This window comes from Natronococcus sp. A-GB7, from assembly GCF_029688865.1.
Classification (GTDB): domain Archaea; phylum Halobacteriota; class Halobacteria; order Halobacteriales; family Natrialbaceae; genus Natronococcus.
In genome coordinates this window covers 1-20,682 of sequence record NZ_JARUKV010000017.1, presented here as the reverse complement: position 1 = coordinate 20,682, position 20,682 = coordinate 1, and the positions used below count along the sequence as shown (strand labels likewise).

The 20,682-nt window shown below is 57.7% G+C and carries 21 protein-coding genes and 1 pseudogene; 12 read left to right on the top strand and 10 right to left on the bottom strand.

What is annotated here, in order from left to right; all coding sequences use genetic code 11:
* Positions 1-262: 262 nt before the first annotated feature.
* The 3 genes from QA609_RS15490 to QA609_RS15480 form a co-directional block, all read right to left on the bottom strand.
* Entirely contained in the window at positions 263-2,026 is a 1,764-nt protein-coding gene (locus tag QA609_RS15490) for an amidase (protein WP_278303509.1), read from the bottom strand.
* A 304-nt stretch (positions 2,027-2,330) separates the two neighbouring features.
* Positions 2,331-2,747: a transcriptional regulator gene (locus QA609_RS15485; RefSeq protein ID WP_278303508.1), complete on the bottom strand. Its 417-nt coding sequence runs from the start codon at positions 2,745-2,747 to the stop codon at positions 2,331-2,333.
* Positions 2,748-2,775: 28 nt separating this feature from the next.
* Positions 2,776-3,090: a DUF6516 family protein gene (locus QA609_RS15480; protein ID WP_278293607.1), complete on the bottom strand. Its 315-nt coding sequence runs from the start codon at positions 3,088-3,090 to the stop codon at positions 2,776-2,778.
* 678 nt (positions 3,091-3,768) lie between these two features.
* Between QA609_RS15480 and QA609_RS15475 the strand changes: the two genes are divergently transcribed.
* Positions 3,769-4,998 carry an AAA family ATPase gene (locus tag QA609_RS15475; RefSeq protein WP_278303507.1) on the top strand — a complete coding sequence of 410 codons (1,230 nt, stop codon included), beginning with the start codon at positions 3,769-3,771 and terminating at the stop codon, positions 4,996-4,998.
* Between the two features lie 274 nt (positions 4,999-5,272).
* On the opposite strand, the gene QA609_RS15470 is transcribed toward QA609_RS15475, so the two are convergent.
* Entirely contained in the window at positions 5,273-6,463 is a 1,191-nt protein-coding gene (locus tag QA609_RS15470; protein WP_278303506.1) for an O-antigen ligase domain-containing protein, read from the bottom strand.
* A 392-nt stretch (positions 6,464-6,855) separates the two neighbouring features.
* On the opposite strand from QA609_RS15470, the gene QA609_RS15465 reads away from it, so the two are divergent.
* From QA609_RS15465 to QA609_RS15440, 6 genes are all read left to right on the top strand, one after another.
* Positions 6,856-7,863 (top strand): M14 family zinc carboxypeptidase, encoded by a 1,008-nt coding sequence (locus QA609_RS15465; protein WP_278303505.1) that lies wholly within the window; start codon positions 6,856-6,858, stop codon positions 7,861-7,863.
* A gap of 48 nt (positions 7,864-7,911) precedes the next feature.
* Positions 7,912-8,205: a hypothetical protein gene (locus QA609_RS15460; protein WP_278303504.1), complete on the top strand. Its 294-nt coding sequence runs from the start codon at positions 7,912-7,914 to the stop codon at positions 8,203-8,205.
* Entirely contained in the window at positions 8,202-8,453 is a 252-nt protein-coding gene (locus tag QA609_RS15455; protein ID WP_278303503.1) for a hypothetical protein, read from the top strand. The genes QA609_RS15460 and QA609_RS15455 overlap by 4 nt, the downstream gene beginning before the upstream one ends.
* A 232-nt stretch (positions 8,454-8,685) precedes the next feature.
* On the top strand, positions 8,686-8,952 hold the full coding sequence (locus tag QA609_RS15450; RefSeq protein ID WP_278303502.1) for a hypothetical protein: 267 nt from the start codon (positions 8,686-8,688) through the stop codon (positions 8,950-8,952).
* Positions 8,949-9,602 (top strand): hypothetical protein, encoded by a 654-nt coding sequence (locus tag QA609_RS15445; RefSeq protein ID WP_278303501.1) that lies wholly within the window; start codon positions 8,949-8,951, stop codon positions 9,600-9,602. The genes QA609_RS15450 and QA609_RS15445 overlap by 4 nt, the downstream gene beginning before the upstream one ends.
* Before the next feature lie 565 nt (positions 9,603-10,167).
* Entirely contained in the window at positions 10,168-10,308 is a 141-nt protein-coding gene (locus QA609_RS15440; protein WP_278303500.1) for a hypothetical protein, read from the top strand.
* Positions 10,309-10,383: 75 nt separating this feature from the next.
* Here the strand turns inward: QA609_RS15440 and QA609_RS15435 are convergent, their stop codons facing one another.
* The gene (locus tag QA609_RS15435) at positions 10,384-10,626 is read right to left on the bottom strand and encodes a hypothetical protein (protein ID WP_278303499.1); all 243 of its coding nucleotides are present in this window, start codon (positions 10,624-10,626) and stop codon (positions 10,384-10,386) included.
* A 351-nt stretch (positions 10,627-10,977) separates the two neighbouring features.
* On the opposite strand from QA609_RS15435, the gene QA609_RS15430 reads away from it, so the two are divergent.
* The 5 genes from QA609_RS15430 to QA609_RS15410 all read left to right on the top strand — a co-directional run bounded on the left by QA609_RS15430 (position 10,978) and on the right by QA609_RS15410 (position 15,341).
* The gene (locus tag QA609_RS15430) at positions 10,978-11,382 is read left to right on the top strand and encodes a hypothetical protein (protein ID WP_278303498.1); all 405 of its coding nucleotides are present in this window, start codon (positions 10,978-10,980) and stop codon (positions 11,380-11,382) included.
* Between the two features lie 144 nt (positions 11,383-11,526).
* On the top strand, positions 11,527-12,006 hold the full coding sequence (locus tag QA609_RS15425; RefSeq protein WP_278303497.1) for a hypothetical protein: 480 nt from the start codon (positions 11,527-11,529) through the stop codon (positions 12,004-12,006).
* 59 nt (positions 12,007-12,065) lie between these two features.
* Positions 12,066-12,677: an HNH endonuclease gene (locus QA609_RS15420; protein ID WP_278303496.1), complete on the top strand. Its 612-nt coding sequence runs from the start codon at positions 12,066-12,068 to the stop codon at positions 12,675-12,677.
* A gap of 968 nt (positions 12,678-13,645) precedes the next feature.
* Positions 13,646-14,038 carry a hypothetical protein gene (locus QA609_RS15415; protein ID WP_278303495.1) on the top strand — a complete coding sequence of 131 codons (393 nt, stop codon included), beginning with the start codon at positions 13,646-13,648 and terminating at the stop codon, positions 14,036-14,038.
* Positions 14,039-14,105: 67 nt separating this feature from the next.
* Entirely contained in the window at positions 14,106-15,341 is a 1,236-nt protein-coding gene (locus QA609_RS15410; RefSeq protein ID WP_278303494.1) for a transposase, read from the top strand.
* Between the two features lie 115 nt (positions 15,342-15,456).
* Here QA609_RS15410 and aglM read toward each other — a convergent pair whose 3' ends face one another.
* From aglM to QA609_RS15385, 5 genes and pseudogenes are all read right to left on the bottom strand, one after another.
* A complete protein-coding gene (gene aglM, locus QA609_RS15405; protein ID WP_278303493.1) occupies positions 15,457-16,743 on the bottom strand; it encodes a UDP-glucose 6-dehydrogenase AglM in 1,287 nt (428 codons plus the stop codon).
* 428 nt (positions 16,744-17,171) lie between these two features.
* Entirely contained in the window at positions 17,172-17,933 is a 762-nt protein-coding gene (locus QA609_RS15400; protein WP_278303492.1) for a DUF393 domain-containing protein, read from the bottom strand.
* A 478-nt stretch (positions 17,934-18,411) separates the two neighbouring features.
* Positions 18,412-19,038 (bottom strand): hypothetical protein, encoded by a 627-nt coding sequence (locus QA609_RS15395; RefSeq protein ID WP_278303491.1) that lies wholly within the window; start codon positions 19,036-19,038, stop codon positions 18,412-18,414.
* Positions 19,039-19,150: 112 nt separating this feature from the next.
* Positions 19,151-20,251, bottom strand: a complete 1,101-nt coding sequence (locus QA609_RS15390) for a sugar-transfer associated ATP-grasp domain-containing protein (protein WP_278303490.1) — start codon at positions 20,249-20,251, stop codon at positions 19,151-19,153.
* A gap of 224 nt (positions 20,252-20,475) precedes the next feature.
* Positions 20,476-20,682: pseudogene (locus tag QA609_RS15385) on the bottom strand (ISH3 family transposase); the annotation flags it as partial.

Here is a 20,682-nt window from a genome sequence, read left to right as displayed (position 1 = left end):
CCCTCGCGTCGGTACCCGCCGGCGTGTCCGGTATTGACACGCTCGGTAAACTCGGCTCTCGCACCGAACGCAATACTTGCCGGTCGGGTTCCCGTACCGATCGTACTCGGCGAGCGGGCCTATCCTACGTCGGACGGTCTTCCGTATCCTGAAGGTGGGGTGTGACGGCGTCAGAGAGGCATACGTCTCTCAGATGCTGCCAATCGAACTCGAGGAGCTCAACGTTACCCCCCAATAATCGGCAGTTCTTTGCGGCTTTCGGTTATGGACAGTCTCCGTCTGCAGCGATCGGTATATCCATTTCTTCGGGTGGTTGCGGCGGTTCGTTGGGGAGTTGATCGAACCCTTCTGGCGGTTCCCGATGAGTAGAACCCTGTTCGAAGGCGTAAGCGAGTTTTAGGAGTGTGACCTCGTCGAATTCCCGCCCGAGTAGTTCAACACCGACCGGGAGGTGTTCGTCTTCGGTGAAGCCAGCCGGAACGGAAATCGCTGGCAGGTCGGCGTTCGGACTCAGCCTCGCTCTGCTCCCAATTCCAGATTCATCAACGGGTTCCGGGGGTTGGGCCCGTGACGGATACAGAATCGCGTCCAGATCGCAGTCTGCCATCGTTTCGAGGACACGATCGCGTATTTCGACCCGGAGGCCCGCGTTCTCCCGAAAGTCTTCCTCGAAGGTATCCAGATTTGCCTCTGCCGCGGCCTCGATTGAACCGGCAATGTCACACGCGTAGAGCCCCGATTCAAACAACTCGGTTACTGACCCAATCGGCGAGTCGTCGCCAAGAGAATCAAAGTACTCGTTCAACGACGTTCGAACCTCTCCTTGGACGTAGTACCCCTCATCATCCAATTGAACGACGTCCTCAAGTGGGGCAATGGAGATGGGATCCACAATGGTTGCTCCAAGCGACTCCATCTCCGTAATAGCGTCCTCGACGACTGCTGTCACTTGGTTCGCACTGTGTTCGGCCGCATCATCGATCTCCACGCCATCTGCTTCCTCGTACGCCGTTCCAAAGAAGTCGCGGTAGACGCCGATTCGGGCCCCCTCTAGTCCGTCCTCGGTTAGGGCGTCAACATAACTGTCTGCCTCGTGGTGTGAGTCTTCGGTCGGGACGTTGCCGCGCGAGCGAGAGGTGATCGGATTCGCTGGATCGTATCCGGCGGTCAGGTCAAAGATCAAGGCCGTTTCTTCGACCGTCTTCGTGTTAACTCCTGGCGTGTCGTAGGTCCCCGCGATCGGGACGATACCGTCGAGACTCACTAACCCAACCGTCGGACGAAGGCCGACGAGGTTGGTGAACGTCGCCGGCCCGCGAGTTGACCCACCGGTGTCGGAGGCGGTCCCGAAAACGCAAAGATTTGCTGCGACGGCGGCTGCAGTCCCGCCACTTGAACCACCGGGAATCCGCTCGAGATCGTACGGATTGTACGTCTGTCCACCCAGGGAACTGACCGTCGTTCCACCCCGGGCGTACTCGTGAGTATTCACTTTGGCAAGGACGACCGCCCCTGCTTCACGAAGTTGCTTGACGTAGTAGGCGTCTTCATCCGGCTGAGAGTCTTCGAGCGACAGCGAGCCGGCTGTCGTTGGCAGATCTCCCGTGTTGTAGATGTCTTTGACAACGATTGGAACACCGTGTAGCGGTCCCACTGGCCCGGATTCCGCGAGAGCGGCATCAAGTTCATCAGCCCGCTCGAGGGCCGCCTCATTGAGCGTGATTACTGTGTTTAATGCCTTGTCGTACGCCTTGATTCGGTCAAGGTATAGTTCAGTTACCGCTCGGGCCGTGAGTTCTCCGTCAACGATTGCGGTACAAACATCTGAAATCGTGGCCTCGATCGGGTCGAACCCCTCGTAGTCACCCGTCTCGGCACTAGCGGAGGATGCCCCGACCCCAACGAGTCCAGCAGCACCGATGCCCTTCATCACTGTCCGTCTGCCCACTGAGCCGAGCAGCGAACCTGTTCCTTCGTTCGTCTCTATACCTTCGCTCTTTTTCTCTTCTCCGCTTGTTCTCGACATTTGCAACCGTCGAGTAGGCTAAGCTGTACAAATAACTTCCCAGGAATGTGTGAATATCCGATTGTCTTATTTTACTTCGGTAGCAGGCCCTTGTCTATTTCAGAAATGAAAACTCGCCTGATAAAATCGCTTAGAAAACGCACAATCCTTCGGCGAACTCAGACGGCAAGACGGCTCACTGATCGGTGAGTCCGAGCAACCGCCGATCTTCCAACGACCGTGGGTAGGGCGTCATAGAACCCTTCTCACACCGTGATGATCGATCACTCCAGCTGGAGTGGATGGCGCCACCGGCTCTCGCTCGCTACGCGCTGGCTGAGGTCCCGTCGGGATCCCGGTCACTCACGAGCGGGTAGTCGATCTGCATCTCGATGCGATCGAACGACACAACAGGCTGGATTGCACCACCGGGACCGCCCGCCTCGAGGTCGAGCATCCCGAGCACTTCCAGCTGTTTGAGATCCGAATGGACATCGGAGACGTCACGATCGACGAGCCGGGCAGCCTCCCGCATGCTCTGGGGTTCGTGTTCGGCGATCGCTTCAAGGAGCGTCAGGCGCAGCGGCGTAAGGTTGGCAACGAGATCGTCATACGTTCCGAACTGCAGGATCGCCTGCTCGTCGTCCGTCTCGAGTGAGTCGGTCTCACCAGCCTGGACGAACTGGAGAGCGTCCGTGCGAAGCTGTTCTCGGTCGCCGACAGTGATATGGAGTGTTGTCATGGTTGTGATGGGGTCGATTCGGGTGTGATCAGTAGGGTCGCGGCGGAGCGCCATCGACGGCCTCCCAGTACTCGTCGGCACTCGCCCAGAACTCGACGAGTACCTCCTCCATCCCCGGGAAGTCGGCGTCGACGTCGCCAGCGGCAGTGTGGTGTTCGTGGCCTTTCGTGTCCTCGTGGGCGTTATCGTACCGGACAAGCGTCAGATCCTCGAGGGTGCCCAGATGAAGCGTGTACTTCCAGCCCGACGGGTACGTCTCCGTATCGGTCGTTCGCCGAATCACGACGTTCTCGACGAGGCCGGCTTCGACGTGGGTGTACCGGAAGGTTAGCTCCTGGCCCATTCCGTGTGTCTACAGACACCGCACAGCGGGATAAGGGTGTTGGGAAGATGACCAACAGCTGACCGGGTCGAAAGAGTCGAACGCCACGGATCTCGAGCGTGTGTTCGGATACCGCTACGCGGAGTTCCACGCGTGCACCCTCTCGAGCGCCCACACCACGCCCCGGGGCTTCAGGTATTCCCCACACGCTACACCCGGGTCGCCGTCGACTACGTCAACTTAGAGGAGTGTCACACGCTGTGTAGCTCCACCACCGAAATCTGCGACGAGTTCATCGATGCAAGGACCTTCACTCTGGATACCGGTGATTCTCAGCGGACTGCTGGTGACGTTCCTGCCTACACAAGTCGAGGCCCCATCGGACACAGATGGGTTCCATCGACGCGAGAGCGGTACCGTGCTCGAAACCACGTTACGATTTCTTGTTGGTCGATCCATTCGAGGTCGTCCTGCAACAGGTCGTAGACGAGATCGTGGTCGACGTCGCCGTATCGATGCGCGAGATGGTTTCAAAAATCCGACCGCCTCCGACAGCTTCTCGCCCGTTTCAGACGAGATGGAGGACAGCCTACTGGGCCCGACAACTCGGTCCCACCGAGGGCAACCGCGTTGGGTCCGGTCCCCGAACCGTTACATTCCGTGGGCGGCTACCACACGATACACGTAGTTCCGCCGCACATGAGCAAGTACGACGACCTCTTCGACGAGACGGCGCCCGACGCGAGCCTGTTTGCCGACAAAGGGGCGCTCGACCCGCTCGCTACACCCGCCGAGATCCACGCCCGCGAGGCCCAGGAGCGCGAGCTCGCAACGCTTCTCAATGGGTTACACGAGGGGTATCTGCCGCCGACGGTGACGATCTATGGCCCGCCGGGCACCGGAAAAACGTTGTCGACACGGCGGGTCTGTCGGGAGTTCGCCGGTCGAAGCGAGGACGTTGCCGTCGAGTACGTGAACCTGAAGGAGTGTCGAACGCTGTTCAGCGCCGCCAACGAGATCCTGTTCGAACTGACCGGCGAGAAGAAGGGCGCCTACGTGGGGCTCGACGGCGTCTTCGAGGCGATCTGGACCGCCCTCGAGGCCTACCCCGACTGGACGGTGCTCATCCTGGACGAGATCGATCACGTCCAGCACGACTCGAACTACGAGCCCAGCGACTTCTTTTACCGACTGCTGCGCGGCGAGGGGAAGCTCAAACGGGGGATCGATCTCTCGGTCTGGCTCGTCAGTAACGAGCTGCTCGACGTCGACTTGCGGTTGGACAGCCGCGTTGAGAGCGCGATGAGCGACGAGGCGGTGTTTTTCCCGCCGTACGGGCCTGACGCACTGGCGGCGATCCTCGAGCCCCGGCTCGAGCGCGCCTTCCGGGCGGGGGCCATGACCGACGAGGCGTTCGAGTATGGGGTCCAGGAAGCCGCCCGACGGTGGGGGGATGCGCGGAAAGCGCTGACCCTGTTTCGGCAAGCCGGCGAGACCGCCAGCGAGCGCGACCTCGATCAGGTGACGACCGACTGCATTGAAACGAACCTCGAGGCGACCGATCGGGAGGCGACCGTCTCGAAACTGCTCGATCTCCCGACGAATCACTACGTCGTGCTGACGGCCGTCACCGGGTGGAATCGGAGAGGAGAGATCAAACAGCCCGTGACGACGGCCGACGTCCACTCGATTCTCGAGGGCGAGGAGTTTCCCGAGGAGCTCCAGCTCGGGGAGCGTGCCGTTCGGGGCGTGCTGACCGACCTCGAGACGATGGGGTTAGTCGAGACCTGGATCGACTCTCGCGGACGGGAGGGGAGGGTCAAGCAGATCGAGACGACGTTCGAGCCACAGTGGGTGCGCGAGACGATGGAGCAGTATGTGACCGAATCGACGTATCTGGAGGGGTTGGCGGCGGAGACAGAGGACTGATCGGAATCTGGGCGGATGACGCGCTGTCGGCCGGTACCAGCGAAGATCGGTAATCGCAGCACACTGGGAGGCGGTAACCGGGCGTTCGACGGCTCCACGGACGACCACGTCGGGGCACCGAAGGCCGCCGATCACTGCCCCGACACGCTGCGCGACGCCGTGATGGGGGTGGCCACGCTCGAGCAGTAACGGGAGTCCGGCAGCTGTTCGAGACGAGTGGTCGTGGCCGCCAGCGTCGCGGTCGTCCAACTGTTTGGGGAAGCGATCGCTGTGATCATCGAACGTGGAACTTCGATCGGAGATCGGTGACCGGCCCGTCGTCCTCGGGCGAGTACAACAGGAGGCCGAGACACAGCCCGAGGGTGATCGACGAGGGACTGAGCCCGCCGAGGAACAGCGACTCGAAGCCCATATACAGGAAGATCGCCACCGTGAGCCCGACGACGAACCCGGTCCACGGCGTCCACCGGGTGCGGATTCCCTGGCCCAGCGCGTAAACGAGCGCGCCCAGGTAGAGGCTACCGGCGATGATTCCCGTGTTGAGCAAAGGGTAGACGTAGGAGTTGTGCGGGCCACTTGATTCACCGATCTCCGCGGCGGTGTCCGCAAACCCGATCCCGAGCATCGGATCCTCGGCGAGGCGCTCGAGCGAGGCCACCCACCGGTCGACGCGGGTCAACAGGGTCCCCTCCATCACGTCGCCGACGTGACCGAGTCGGATCGCGACGGCAACGCCGACGGCCGCAAGCGCGATTCCGAGAAAGCCGAACCGACGGTCGAAGCCCGAGACCAGGAGGACGGCACCGGCGGTAAACCCGACGAAGGCAGCATCCCCCTCGCTCAGCACGAAGCCCAGCAGACAGAGCATGAGCGCGCCGAACCACACCGCCCCGCGCCGGGCCAAGAATGTGTACAGCGCGGCGAGGCTGCCGACCATCATCACAAAGCCGTAGCCGTTCGGGTTCGCGAAGATCGACGTCGTGCGGATGCCGTCGATCCCGAACACTGAGTCACCGACGAACTCGTAGAGGGTCTCGCTCGTCTGATGTTCATGCCACAGCATCGCGAGGCCGATCACCGCGAGCAGCGTGGCCACGACCGTCAACCCCATCGTGAACGTCTGGCGCCGGCCGTCGATCAACGCCGGCAGCACGACCACGGTCGCAAGCACCGCCAGCGGCGTGACAGCGATATACTGCAACAGCTCGGTGTGGGGTGCGTAGTAGTAGTGGACGAGCAGCCCGAGCCAGTACCCCCCAATTAGGACGAGAAACGTCGCGTCAAACTGCAGCCGGATATCGGGCATCAACACTCCGTACGCCGCCACTACGACCAACAGGGTGCCGGTCATGATGTAGCCGGCTCGCTGAGAGACCACCCAGCTCGTCACTGCGAGACTGCTGATGAGCGGCAACAGCGCGAGGATCGGATCGTAGACCGGCACCGTCGACTCCTCCGACGACATACCCCAGAGATGTTGACGTAGATTCATACAGAAATCCCGTAGTAGCTGGATATTCGTCGTGTTGAGAGATAAGTACTAGGGGAACTGTCTAGTGCTGAACCGCCTCGGCTGGCATGTTTCCGTTGAGCGCTTGAGGCGGTCTTTGGTCATTGGAGTACTGCATACAGTGTCCAGTCGTCGAGCCGACGGACGAACGGCGTCGCGTCAGCTGCCGATAAGCTCGATCTACCGAAAAGATACTCTCACGAATTCGTCAGAAGCGATCGTTGCACGGAGGGACGGGTCCGATGATGTAATTGGTACAGGTTGGGCATATACAATCATAATAGGCCTTATTGCCAAAACTAACAGGCAACTTTATATAATCTATATTCGTTCACTATAGCTGTATTATGAGACGACGCAGTGCACTCAAGTTACTCGGCAGCGCCGCGGGAGCGGGGATGTTCGCAGCGACAGTCAGCGCGGACGATTCGTTGCCCCGCGAGGAGACGAAGCGGTTCTACACCCACCAGGAGGTCCAGGACTTCCTCGACGACCTCGACCGACGGGCGCGCCGCCCGTTCGAACTCGAGGAGATCGGCGAGAGCCTCGAGGGACGCGAACTCACGGTCGCCCGCGTCGGCAGTGGGGACACGGACGTGTTCTTCACGGCCGAACAGCACGGCGACGAGCCTACCGGCACCAACGCCATTCTGGCGGAGCTGCGTGAGCTCGCGACCTCAGGGAGCCCGTTCGCGAGAACCGTCACCGAGGCGCTGACCGTCCACGTTCTCCCGATGCACAACCCCGACGGCGCGATGCGCAACCAGCGTACGAACGCCGGCGGCACCGATCCCAACCGCCAACACGACTACGAGGTCGGTTCCAGCGACAACCCGTCGCCCGAAACGCAGGCGATGATCGACTACGTCGTTCCACTCGAACCGCTGTGGGTCGCCGACCTCCACACCCAGAGCGGAATGTACCACGACGAGAATGAGAACCCCGGCGACATGTATCATTCGTCGAATTTCTGGCCGATCGCTGATGAGGCGGATCCCGAGGCGATCGAACTCTCCCAGCGACTCAACGTCTCGATGTGGGACCAGGCAGAGGGGAAGGCCAACGCCCAGCTCTCGGTCTATCCCGGCGGAACGGGGACAAACATCGCCCGCAACGCCTACGGTGCCCGCGGCTTTGGCAGCATCCTCAACGAAATGACCGGCCAGACCGGAGACCGCGGCGAGCGCATGGAGGGCCAGATGGTTCGCATCATGCGCAACGAGAACCGCGCCATCCTCGAGGAGACCGCTGACGGGACGCTCCTCGAGCGCGACCCCGACCGCGTCGAGGAGATCCCGGATCGTCCGGGTTTCGGTGAGGCTGGCGACTGGCCCTGGGACGCGACCACGGAGTAAGCAGCCCGGCTGTCCAGCAGTTCGATCTTTTTTGTCGCGTCAGCCGCCGTGTCGCACCGTCACCGTGTCGGCGGCCGCGATCGCAGAGCGCTCTTTCGACAACGACTCGATCACGCACGCACTGGCTGTCACCTGCCCATCGCTCTCGGCCACATCCCGCTCGAAGCCGCCACAGAAGCACGACGCGAGGTAGTCACGAAGGACTGTCTCGGCGCGGCCCTCGAGACGACCGATCGGGAGGTGACGATCGAGACGCTGCTCGACCTGCCGACCAGCCACTTCCTAGTCCTGACGGGTATTACCGGGTGGACACGAGGCGGAACGATCGAACAGCCCGGATGACGGCCGCGGTCCACGAGTTCGTCCAGAAGGATGCGTACCCGGACGAACTGCAACTCGGCGAACGGACGATCCGCAACCTCGTCACCGACCTCGAGACAATGGGAGTCGTCGAGACCTGGATCGACTCCCGTGGTGACGATGGCCGGGTCAAACAGATCGAAACGACGTTCGAACCGCGCTGGGTCCGCGAGGCGATCGACCCGTACGCCGCCGGTTCGACGTATCTGGCTACCGTTTTCGATTCGTAACAGTCCTGGAAATAGGGTCGGCAAGGCTGAAATCGCTTCTCGTGGCTTCTCCGATCCGTCTGCTCCGGTACCGGGATTATGATGACCAGTTTCGGCCCGCTTTCCGGCAATTTATACCGGGTCCTCTCTAACCTATCCGCAGGAGTCGTCGTCCCCGCATGTCACGAGAGCGCCGAGTTGCCGGTCGATACCGGGCAGGGCCCTGGGGTGGCGCCGACGACTCCGTCCCACCATGAGAGACGAAGTCGATTTCGAGCCCAGTCGCACTGACCGCGAGAAGATCCTCGAGACCCTCGCCGAAACGATCGACGACACGCAGGACCGGATCGATCCCCTGGCGGCTGACTCGCCCGAGGAGCAAGCGCTTCAGATCAAGTGGATCCGTGCGCTGGGGTATCTCGCCGGCCAGTACCGCAAGCTGTTGAAAGACGAGGATCTCGACGTCCTCGAAGAGGAGGTCGGTCTGTTAAAGACGGTCTCCGGCCTCGAGAAGCGATGACGAAACGCCGACTCGAACGCGATCTCGAGACGCTCAGCGACGAGGTGCTCGCCGAGCTCGACCCGGGAGAACGCAACCAGTACATCTTCATCGCACAGGCGCAAGACAACGACTACTGGATCGAGCGGTTGCACGACACGTGCCCGGCCGACCAGCTGGGCGAAACGATCGCCCTGGGCCAGCTCTCGCTTCAGTTTGCGTTCGAGACGGTGTATGACCTCCATACGATCGCGCTGCAGCTCGAACTGTTCGAGACACGAAACTGGGCCCGCATCTTCGCGGAAGGAGATGACCGTCCTTCGGAGGCGGCCCTCGAGCGAGCGTCCGACCGAGCCGACGACACCCAGGCGCAGTTCGTCGCGCTGTATCTCGCGTACCACGGAAACCGTCGGTTCGCCAAGGACGTGCTCGGCATCGAGTTCGAGACGTGGCTGGCCCCCCACAAACACGGATCGATGGTGATCGATCTCGCCGAGGACACGCTCGCCGATTCATCTCGACGGCGACTCGCCGAGGAATGGGTTCTCGAGGAGATGGAGCTGTTCGCCGATGAGCCGGACGACGACCCGCTCGATGCGCTCGTCGACAACTGGGCCGAGCATCGGATTGCGGCGTTCCAGCGTCTGTCAGCAGGGATATACAGCGGATAACCGCGCCGTGGTCGGTCGACGACCGGCCTGGACGGTCCTCGTGGGGGGGACAGAACGAACGGTCGGTTCGTCGACGAGTGGAGAACGGTGCCGACCACTGTTCGTTTGATCGGCCGAGCTAGTTTGACGGGGTTGGAGGTCGGATCGTCGCTTTTGATGAGCGACGCTCCGCAGACACCGCCGTCATCACGATACTACGCGACCGGGTCGCACCGCCAGTACCTTTTGAACCAGTCCCCGCAGCCGATCTCCTCCGATCGCTACTGTCTATAACGACACATCCGAGCGCGCGGGCTTCGCTGTTGAGACTGCGGTCACGGCTATCGATGAGGGGATCGCCGAGGTCCGCACACGCCTCGCGGCCGACGGCAACCTGGAGGTCTCGACCGATCTGCGACCCAGAAAGCGAACGATTTGACGGTCGTTTGTAGGCGCTCCGGATCCGACTCCGGCGCGCTCGAGACGGTATTGATCCCGCTCGACGGAGACCGAGACCGAGACCGCAGAGTCCGAGTCCGACTCCGACTCCTCCGAGACCGACACCGGCGAACCTGCGGTCGGACTGTTGGTCTCGGAGCGGTGCCAGGAGCTCATCCGGGCGTTCGACGGCGACACGGACGACCACGTCGGCGGGCCGAACGCCGACGACCACTGCCTCGACGCGCTGCGCGACGCCGTGATGGGGGTGGCCACGCCCGAGCAGTAGGTCGAACAGAGGTAGCTAACCCCCCGCTCCCTATTCCACCTTTATTTGGGCTGGTCTAATCGTTCTGCCCTAGAATTAATTGCTGTCGTTGTCACGTGGGTCGCTAACAAGTTCGTACAGTCCGGTATCGTATAGATTTCGCACGTGACCGTGCTCCTCGAGACGTTGAAGGCGCTGTCCGAGATACGTGCTCGTCACGTCTCTGCGTTCCTCGTCGTTCATCCGCTCACGCGCATAGACGGGCGTTACACGTCCCTCGAGTAGATACTCCAGGAGCTCCTGATCGACGTCGCGGAGATCGTTATCAGAGAGTGCCATGCTGTTTGATTCGCATACTTGCATTACATACTTAGTGCTATCTCATCCCACCAGGGTTCTCTTTGAGTACTGTCCGCAAGCTTCTAACTCGAGTTTGAGAGGCAAACTATATAGTGGTGGGCGTGATAGTAGAGACTGGAGAAGCGCAGGGTTCCTGAGTAGAATCAGGCGGTGGTGATGACACCGCCTGCGCTTCTCGAGGTCCGAGAAGCATGTTAGCTACGAATTCCGCCGTTGAAAAACGTGACGAGGTTGAATCGTGCGATCACGACTGGTGTCCGGGACCCAACGGAGACAGGCTCCCCTACTTTGCGTGTTTCCAGGTAGCGCACAGAACGGAGGGAAAGTCGGATGCCCGTTGATGAGACTTCGGGGTGTCTGACCGAGCGGCCGGCGTCGCTCGAGGACGGATCGGCTGTCGTCGCGACCCCGACGCAGACGCTGGCGGGCCATCCGGTCGGCCGACAACCCCACGCCGCCGTCTGTATCGGTTGCGGCGCGACACTCCGCGAGACCGATCTCGTGTTCGCGTACGCCTATCGCTGTGCCGATTCGAGAGCGTGGACCGTTCCGCGGCTGTTCTGTCACGGCTGTGCGCCCGACACGATTCGTTCGCCGACCCTCGGAGCGACCGAGGCTCTCGTCGGGGGTCGTCTCGGCTCGATCGCGCTGCCGACGTCGCGTCGCGCTCGGCTGTGTCTGGCAGAGCTCTCCCTTCGGGCGTTCAGCGGACCGACGGAGGGCTTTTCACCATGAACGCCGTCGACACGCACTTACTCGAACCCCCGATCAGGAGGGCCGGCCGACGATTGCGAGGGCGGAATCGTCCAAGTGATCGGCTTCGCTTCGAAGGCGAGGGTCCGAGTCGGGTCGCCGATACAACGAGCGGTGGGCTGTGAGATGAGCGTCGACTGTCCCCACTGTGATCGGACGTTCGACTCGCACAGAGCAAAGTCGGTTCATGCGTCTCAGATTCATTTCGCTCGAGTGCCGGCAATCCAATGTGACCCGTACGGTCACAGAGGGATCGATACGAAACACAACGGCGCTCGTCACCGCGTCCAAGTTCACCGACTTCACGCGACGCTGCTCGTAGACGATATCGGCGAACTCGCCGAAAAGGAGGTCCACCACGTCAACGGCTGTCCGTTCGACAACAGGCTGGAAAACTACGAACTACTCGATGCGTCGAGTCACCGAGCAAAGTCACAGAAAACGTATCGCAACCTCTCCGGGTACAAGATTCTCTGTCGAGAGTGTGGCACTCCGAATCAGTTAACCAAACGTGAGAACACCAACTTCTGCCCGACGTGCGGTTCAGGAGTCGAAGACGAAGAGATCGTCCGGTCGGAACCGATCGACTGGCGGATTCCACACTGAACGATGAGAACACACCCGGGAGTCCGAGGAGCGAAGCCACTACTGGCGGGGACAGATCGATGAGTCGCAAGGAGGACTCCGCTGGGCCGAGCGCCGACGGCCCGGAGTTCGACGTCCCCGAAGAGCGTGGAAGCGACTGGACGAAACGTGCGACGGAGGTTCGAAAGCGGGACAACAGCGTCTGTCAGCGCTGCGGGAACCACAACGGGAACGACGAGTACTATCCGCTGTCGATGGCGGCCCACCACATCGTTCCGGGAAAGTACCTCCCGAAGGCCGACGCGCGTCTCGACCTGAATCTCGTTACGGTCTGTGGGACCTGTCACAATCGCCTCGAGGGAGCACACGTCGAGCGGCAGTTCGCCAAAACCGATCGCGACGAGGCGCTTCGCGTGCTTCGGGTGTTGAAAGAGGGCGGACAGACGGTGTACACACTCGAGCGCGAGCTCGATCTCCCGGAAGAACGGCTTCGGTCGCTGGTGTCACAGCTCGAGCGCATGAACTGTCTGCGGACTCGCGAGAACGTTCGGTATCGAGCCGCCTGTCCCGGTACAGCGTGGTCGGCTCTCGAGAAGCTGCGGAGTGAGTTGGAGCGGGAACGGGCTCGGCGTCGGTCGTTGGAGGGTGTGCTCGAGGAGGTGGATTTGGAATCGATGGACGCCGAGAGCTGAACTCGTATTATCGGATCTCGAATTTCGATCGAATGTCGGTGACGGGACCGTCTGCTTCCGGCGAATAGAGGAGAAGTGCGAGCATGATCGAGGAGACGCTCAGTCCGCCAAGGAACAGCGACTCGAAGCCCATATAGAGGGAAGATCACCATTCCCAGCTCGACGACGAACGCGGTCCAGGGCGTCCAGCGCCCCTGCCTCAGTGCATAGACAGCGCGCCGAGATAGAGGCTGCCGCCGATGATGCCCGTGTTGAGCAACGGGTAGATATACGAGTTGTGGGGGTCCTCGGCGGTGTCGGCAAAGCTGATTCCCACCAGCAGGTTCTGCGAGAGGTGCTCGAGCGAGGCGACCCGTCAGTCGACGCGACTATAAGGAAAACCCGGTAATGTGGTCTATATTGTTAGTTCTCTCGCGGATCACGCACAAATCGATAGAGTCCACGGTTTACTTTTTCTACCCAACCTGCGTCAACGAGTCCCCGGAGGGCTCGATTGATATATTGGCGTCGTGTATCAAGTGCTTCTTCAAGCCGTTTAGGATTCGCGTATCCCCATGGTTTGCCCTCCTCCCGGCCTTCCTTTAGCACCTCAAGGATCGCATCTTGCCGGTCATTAGGCTCGAAATCCTCGTTCACCATCTTACTATTGGCTACATCGATATTACACTAAACATTTCGGTGCTAGTTCTATTTTGGATTGCAAATGTTGTTACGAAATATGTTACAATGTAACTATTAAGTGGACGGAGGTGTTATATGCAGATGAGGAGGCGGGTATCCAGTAAAACTGGACGGTGCTAGGACACCGCCCGCACTTCTCGGGAGGCGAGAAGCAATGCCAACTACAACCGCGATTCATCAAAAACGCACCGACAGAAAGGTATGCGACCATGACTGGTGTGCCGGTCCGACTGACGACCAGTTGCCCTGCTTTGCGTGTTTCAGCGCCCGCAACACGGCGGAGGAAGATGGCCGCTGACGACTGCCGTCGGTACCGGGCCGGACATCGCGAGGAGCCGACCGTCACCGCGACGCCAGCACAGGTCCTCCACGGTCACCCGGTCGGCCCGAAACCCGACGCAGCCGTCTGCATCGGGTGTGGATCGCCGCTGCGCGAGACCGACATCGTGTTCGCGTACGCGTACCGCTGTGCCGACGCTGCACAGTGGGACATCCCTCGATTGTTCTGCCACGGCTGTGCGCCCGGCCGGATTCGGTCGCCGACGCTCGGCACGACCGAACTGCTGGTCGGCGGTCGGCTCGGCTCGATCGCGCTGCCCACGCCGCGCAGTTCACGGCTGTGTCTCACCGAACTCGCGCTGCGGGCGTTCAGTCCACCGACGGAGGGCTGTGCGCCATAGAGAACAGCGGGCAGTAGACTGAACCGACTGTTACATCGCACGCTGAGCTACCAACAGGACGAAAAAGATGAAAACAGTAGAGCTGAAGCTTGTCGATCCGAACGCGCACAAAGAGCGGAAGCTCTGGGAAACGAAGCAGGCGTACCAGTGCGCACTTGAGGCTGCGTTCGAAGCAAACTGTACCTCGAAGTCGGCGACCAACGACATCGTCGTCGAATACGATCTCAGTGGCTACGCGAAGAACGCGCTCAAAAAGTACGTTCCACAGCTGTGTGGCGGGAGCTACAACGCAAAGGCACTCAGCGATGATCATCCCGTTCGCTTCACGAACGAGGGAATCTGTCTGGATCGAAAGCCGGAGAACAGAATCGAGTGGTACGTCAAAATTCCACATCACGAGGACTACAATCTCTGGCTCCCCGCTGCTATCAATCCCGAACAACGGTCGTGGATCGAGGCCGTCTATAGTGGCGAGACCGAAATGGGCGAGAGTCGGCTCATACACAGCGATGGTGAGTGGTATCTACACATCACTGTCCGCACTGATACTACGGACTATCTGCTTGCCGACTCCGAGGACCAAACCCCGATCGGTGTAGACGTTGGCGATGCCGCTCTGGCAACGGTGTGTCACCGGGACGAGTGCGGCGCTCCGACGTCACCGCTCATCTTCAGCGACGAAGCCTCGTGGGTTCGCGATCTCCGAAAGACGTACTTCACGGCAGTCCGTCGCCTCCAGCGACGTGGGAGCGAACGGCTCAGCAAGGAGTACGGAGAGGACACCTGGAACCAAATCGGCCACATCATTAGTTGTGTCTCGAGAGAGATCGTCGATCACGCACGGGCTGTCGATAACCCCATACTTGTACTCGAAGACCTCACTGGAATCCAGGACAGCATCGATGCTGATGCGTTCATGAACCGGCGACTCCACAAGTGGTCGTTCGCCAAACTGCACGAGCAGATTCGCTACAAAGCTCACGAGGTGGGAATTCCAGTTGCGACAGTGGATCCGCAAGACACCTCGAAACGATGCCACGCGTGTGGAGAAGAAGGAACGCGACCCCAGCAGGCAACCTTCCGCTGTTCGAACGACGACTGCTGGGTCTCCGAGTATCAGGCAGATCTCAATGCCGCACTCAATATCGCAGATCGCTACCTCGCTGGAGAGAGCCAGTCCCGAACCGACCAGAAGGCGACTGGCGATGACTCGAGCGAGGATGGGGCCTCATTGGCCGGGCCACAAGACAGCCGCTCCGAGGATGAAACCCGTCCATCGACGAGCAGACCGAATGCGTCTTGAAACCTCGAAGAGGAGACTCGAAATCCCATGGTGGGATTCCACGACGCGCTCGTGGAGGCGGTCAACAAATATGCGAACAACTCCTCTGAGTGTTCGAACGAAAGAGACGTCGCTGCTACCAGGTCAGCCCTTCGTAGGTGAGTCCGTCGCGTCGCTGGATGATCCGTCGCCCGTCGACGACGACGGGGTTTGCCATCGCGTCGAACGCCTCGTCGAGTGCGGCGAACTCGTCCCAGTCGGTGACGACGAGCGTGCCGTCGGCATCGTGAAGTGCCTCCGAAGCTGATTCGGCGTAATCGATGTTCGGGAACTCCTCTGCCATGTTGTCGGCTGCAACCGGATCGTATCCGACGACGTCGGCTCCCTGCTCGAGGAGCGCCTCGATGACCGGAATCGCTCTCGAGTTCCGAATGTCGTCGGTCTGGGGTTTGAACGAGAGACCGAGAACGGCGACTCTGGACCCGTCGAGATTGACGTGGTTCTCGAGCAGTTCGAGCAGCCGTTCGGGCTGTCGATCGTTGATCTCGACGGTGGCCTCGAGCAGCGCCGGATCGTATCCCTCCTCTCGTGCAGCTGCGATGATCGCGTCGACGTCCTTCGGGAAACAGGACCCGCCCCAGCCGACGCCGCTGCGGAGGAACTGTTCGGAGATGCGGTCGTCGAGACCGACCGCTTCCATTACCTCGTAAGCGTCGAGGCCGAACTCCTTGCAGATGTTTCCAAGATCGTTGACGAGGCTGATCTTCGAGGCAAGGAAGGCGTTGTTAGCGTATTTGGTCATCGAGGCCGTCGCAGGATCGGTCTCGACGATGTCGGCATCGTGTCCCTCAAGCAGTGGTTCGAACACTTCATGTAGTCGTTCGGTCGCCCACTCGGAGCGCGTTCCGTAAACGACCTTGTCGGGATGCATGAAATCCGAGACCGCACTGCCCTCACGGAGGAACTCGGGGTTCATGCCGACCTCGATGTTCTTGTTGTCGTTTGCTCCGCGGTGGACGGCTGGTTCGAGGACATCCCCGATACTCATCGGTGTCACCGTACTCTTGATGACGACGAGGTGGCGCTCGGATTTGTCGGCGAGGGCCTCACCCGTCGCCTCGGCGGCTGCCTCGAGTGCGGTGAGATCGATACTGCCGTCTGCGTTCGAGGGCGTCCCGATCGCGAGGAAGGTGACATCTGACTCGGGCACCGCATCGTAGGACGTGGTCGCCTCGAGTCGATCGCCGACGTGTCTCTCGAGGAGGTCCTCGAGACCTGGCTCGTCGATCGGGGCCTTCCCCTCGTTGAGCGTGTTGACGATCTCTTCATCGATGTCGATCGCCGTGACCTGGTGGCCGAGGTCTGCGAAACAGGCCGCGACCGTCGTCCCGACGTAGCCGCTGCCGATAACGGAAATATGCATAGGTTGATTGCTCACGCGGATCTGTAAGAGCATTTTGGTACTGTATGACGAGAGTTCTTTGAGTCAAGATTCATTACAGTTACCGTCAATATTATAACACTGACGAAACCCCGTCAACGTAGCTAGGGCGGACGTGGTCAAAGCAAAAGCGTTGATTCCGCGTCCGATACCCGCTATGATCACTTCCGACAACAGAGACCTCGGCGTCCTCGCCGCGTCGATTCGCGAGGTTCTTGATCGTGTGCCATACTTTTGATCGTCAAGTATCGTTGTCACTCATGGTACTGATTATACTAAAAACAATGCCGCACACGAGAGTCAGACGACTATTCGCCGGTTGCCACCCGCTCGTCATCGTAGCTATTCTAGCCCGTCTATCAAATTCGATATCAAAACCGGATTAGCGATTGGCCGAATTTGGAAAGAGATCAGGACTGCTCACTGGGGTCGTAGCTGCAGACAAAGTGCCGATCCCGGTTCTTTGCAATGTATGTGTATATCCGTTTACCGACGGCCGCTACTGGTGGGAATGTCATAAACCAAGAGAGCGGAGCCGTGACCGCGAATTGCTTGAATAGTCTCCTGAAAGCGTGATATCCCCTGTATACGTTTCCATCGGCAAACACATACATTTCGTCGTCGAAATTGACGTTCTCGCGCTCTCGATACTCGGCCGGTGTATTGTACTGGGTGTAGAAATTCACAGTTTTATTGAGATCGAGTAATTTGAATGCATAGAGTGAACGGGCACAGAAGTAGCAGTGCTCATCGTAGACTAAATCGATACTTTTCCCAGTTGAAATATATGAATGGATTTTATCCCACGACATGAAAAATAAGAGCACTATAATCATATCTAGGAATATTGGCCCCTGGGTTGCATAAACACCTACGTGGAACCCTATTAGACCCAGAACAACTATTGTAAGTGGTAATCCAAATATTAGTACAATAAGCAGTCCTACTTCTAAAATAAGAGTTGTCAGTGCACCAAGCGCGATAAGTATATCTGGCATATCGAGCAGCAATTGACCTGCAACAGGTTCTATTCCGAGTCGATAGTGAGAACTCCGGATATGCCTCCCTAAACTCGTAGCAGTCGCCCATTCGATTGGGTTCCCGTGTACGATTTTAGCGAAGCCAGATCCGAAATAGAGAATCGCAATGAGGAGTAGCGCCGAACGAAGCATATCTGCTCGATAAGACGGCAAGTTGCGAGTCGTGAGAAACGAGTTTAATTCGTTCAGATCTCGGTTTCGCGTTCGACGAACACCATCAGCAGAGAGAACATCTTGTTCAGAATATAGACCATAAAATAACATAATGAAGACACTCATAAAGATCGCTTCAGTATTACCTGACCACTGAATCATCATCAGTATAATTGACATATATGTCAATATAATGGAAGTAAGGAAGCTAGTAAGCCGAAGTCGATATCCAAGGACGAAGCAAACTAGTCCGATAACAACGATCCACTGCAGATATGGTAAGGATGCAAGCCCAATATCAAATGCGAATATTTCGTAGTAGCCGTATGGGAATAGGGGCCATTCTCCGACTGCGTTCCAATTGATAGAAACCACCTTCCAGATAAGGTACAATCCTAGTACTATACGTACCAAAGCGATATTTAATGGTGAATCTAATTTCGGGTTTCGAACATAGTTACGAAACATGATTAACCTCCGAAACAACAGAAGGATCCTCTGTTGTTACATGGTATATCTCCCGGTCTAAATGCTGTACTTCATGTGAGTTGTTTTCATAATACATTGTTACTTCATAAAATATCACTGCAACAAAATCGTCGTACTCATTTAATTCATTGACATTCCACTCATAGTTTCGTGAAGGAAGAGGAAAGGTCCACCAAGATGTTTCTGGCGGCCCACCGGTCATAAGTTCCGACCTATGTTCTTGTGCCTGCTCAAGAAAGAACTCGCCTGCTTCATCATAGTTGTCTGCAGACAGATGGTAATGCAACTGTCCGATAGAGTTTGGGTGAACTGCACGAGTGTCATACCTCAATTCTTTACCATTACTGTCAACAAGATAAACTTCCTGATATGTATTTTCTTGCTCAGCAGGGTAGGTGTATTTATGATAGTCTATAAAAGGGAGCGCACCTAGACCGACTAGGTTTACGATTAACAACACCGAGAGAACAGTTCCTACATATACCTCTTTTGTATTTGACCTGTTCCGTAACTTGAAAGCTAATGCAGTAAAGGAGAAAAATCCAATAAATGATGAAATTGCTATTATATCAATAGCCGTAAGGCCAGCTATCATGTTTGTAATAGAGATAATTATGCGATATAAATCTATCGAGAAAGAAAACCATAGCCTCTCACTATGGCTTTAGAGTGATCGAAATAACAATAATAATAATATTGACTGTTATTTAGAGTGCGCCGTGGTATTCGTAGAATCGTCTGTTTCTATCGTCTCTGAGTAATGGTTTGTGTGCTTGCATAGCCTGTACACCCGGAAGTGAGTTTGCTTCGATAAGTCCAACACTTCCTTTATCATCAAGTACGATTAAATCTAGGCCTAGGTAAGGCGTAATTGAGGATACGGCATCAGCCAATTCCAAGATCTGTGTTCTAATCTTAGACCAAGCTGGAATCTCAACGTTCAGAACTTGGGTTCCCGTATCTGGATGGGTCTCCATGTACTCCGGACGGCCATTGTCTTTCACGATAACAAAATGACTTAGTTCGCCACTCTCACGGTCGATCCCTGCTGAGCCACCTCCAGCAGCGTAGTTATCGAGAGGAGCAGATTTATCTGTCGAGAAACGGTGCATTGCACCACCAATAAATGGTTTGCCCGTATCTGGATCCACCATGGTAATAGCTCGAACTGTACTAAATCCGCTGGGATGGATCTCATTAGCATACTGTGCTGGATGGAAAACCTCTGTGGCAAGATATCCATCAAGATTTCTGCAAATTTGTGTTAGGCGTGTTTCAGATATTGGTTCGCCATCTAGCAAGAATCCATCATCATATTGAAGAAATAGTATTCGCTTCCCTCGTGTCCCGGCCCTGGGCTTGATAACGACTATCTTATGCTTGCGAACACATTCAATGAGACTATCACAATCTGCTGTCGCACCCTCCCAAGGCTCGACAAACTCTCCATCTTGGAGACATCCATAGAGATCCGGCAATAGCTCACCATACTCTGGCGAGAGGATCCGGTGTGATAGAAGCTTATCATCTAAGGTTATTTCATACCCTTTATTGATTTTCGAGGCCCCACGAGCTCGCTCCCAGTCTGAAAGATAATCTGAGCGGTCACGCCGGTCAAGTTCAAAAAGGGCGTATGATTCGCTGGTGAAGCCACTTTGAAGAGCATCTAAACGCTTTGAAATAGGGAGATCAGCATCACTCTTGATGTCGGCATTGAGTACAGAACCCACCGCCCACGCGTTTCGTTGCACCGCTTCGAGAGAGTTACTCGATCTTTTGTAGATCGATTTTGCTGTACGAAATCCCATGAGTCTATATTTAAGACTGATCTATCAAAACTATATGCTTTATCATTTCATCGGTAGTATCAGTACCTCACAAAGCAACGCTAATTTGAATCTATGCGTCCATCTTGATGAATGGTTGACAGAAAGTAAACAGGGTTGAGCGAAGAGAGCGTTATCGCTGTCGGCGGCGATCAGCCGCGATTCGACAGCGTTGCCACTTATAAGGAGGTGTACTCTGACGGTGACTATCGGGAGAACTGGTCGTCAGGTAGTCTATTTGTTGGCTACCTGACATATCGCGAGGGTCGTCCACACAGTTCGCCGAACCATATTGGTGAACTCTTTGAACAGCCACCACTAGAGACGATGCCCGCCACAGCGGGGCGTCGCCACGTACTCCCAGTGCAGATATCGCCAGATATTCTGCAACAGCAGACTCACCACGATGTATA

Coding starts and splice junctions, on each gene's coding strand:
- QA609_RS15485 (WP_278303508.1), bottom strand. CDS start 2,747: ATGACAACACTCCATATCACTGTCGGCGACCGAGAACAGCTTCGCACG.
- QA609_RS15415 (WP_278303495.1), top strand. CDS start 13,646: ATGGCCGCTGACGACTGCCGTCGGTACCGGGCCGGACATCGCGAGGAG.
- aglM (WP_278303493.1), bottom strand. CDS start 16,743: ATGCATATTTCCGTTATCGGCAGCGGCTACGTCGGGACGACGGTCGCG.
- QA609_RS15475 (WP_278303507.1), top strand. CDS start 3,769: ATGAGCAAGTACGACGACCTCTTCGACGAGACGGCGCCCGACGCGAGC.
- QA609_RS15395 (WP_278303491.1), bottom strand. CDS start 19,038: ATGATAGCTGGCCTTACGGCTATTGATATAATAGCAATTTCATCATTT.
- QA609_RS15445 (WP_278303501.1), top strand. CDS start 8,949: ATGACGAAACGCCGACTCGAACGCGATCTCGAGACGCTCAGCGACGAG.
- QA609_RS15480 (WP_278293607.1), bottom strand. CDS start 3,090: ATGGGCCAGGAGCTAACCTTCCGGTACACCCACGTCGAAGCCGGCCTC.
- QA609_RS15430 (WP_278303498.1), top strand. CDS start 10,978: ATGCCCGTTGATGAGACTTCGGGGTGTCTGACCGAGCGGCCGGCGTCG.
- QA609_RS15410 (WP_278303494.1), top strand. CDS start 14,106: ATGAAAACAGTAGAGCTGAAGCTTGTCGATCCGAACGCGCACAAAGAG.
- QA609_RS15390 (WP_278303490.1), bottom strand. CDS start 20,251: ATGGGATTTCGTACAGCAAAATCGATCTACAAAAGATCGAGTAACTCT.
- QA609_RS15400 (WP_278303492.1), bottom strand. CDS start 17,933: ATGCTTCGTTCGGCGCTACTCCTCATTGCGATTCTCTATTTCGGATCT.
- QA609_RS15450 (WP_278303502.1), top strand. CDS start 8,686: ATGAGAGACGAAGTCGATTTCGAGCCCAGTCGCACTGACCGCGAGAAG.
- QA609_RS15420 (WP_278303496.1), top strand. CDS start 12,066: ATGAGTCGCAAGGAGGACTCCGCTGGGCCGAGCGCCGACGGCCCGGAG.
- QA609_RS15455 (WP_278303503.1), top strand. CDS start 8,202: ATGACGGCCGCGGTCCACGAGTTCGTCCAGAAGGATGCGTACCCGGAC.
- QA609_RS15490 (WP_278303509.1), bottom strand. CDS start 2,026: ATGTCGAGAACAAGCGGAGAAGAGAAAAAGAGCGAAGGTATAGAGACG.
- QA609_RS15470 (WP_278303506.1), bottom strand. CDS start 6,463: ATGTCGTCGGAGGAGTCGACGGTGCCGGTCTACGATCCGATCCTCGCG.
- QA609_RS15425 (WP_278303497.1), top strand. CDS start 11,527: ATGAGCGTCGACTGTCCCCACTGTGATCGGACGTTCGACTCGCACAGA.
- QA609_RS15435 (WP_278303499.1), bottom strand. CDS start 10,626: ATGGCACTCTCTGATAACGATCTCCGCGACGTCGATCAGGAGCTCCTG.
- QA609_RS15465 (WP_278303505.1), top strand. CDS start 6,856: ATGAGACGACGCAGTGCACTCAAGTTACTCGGCAGCGCCGCGGGAGCG.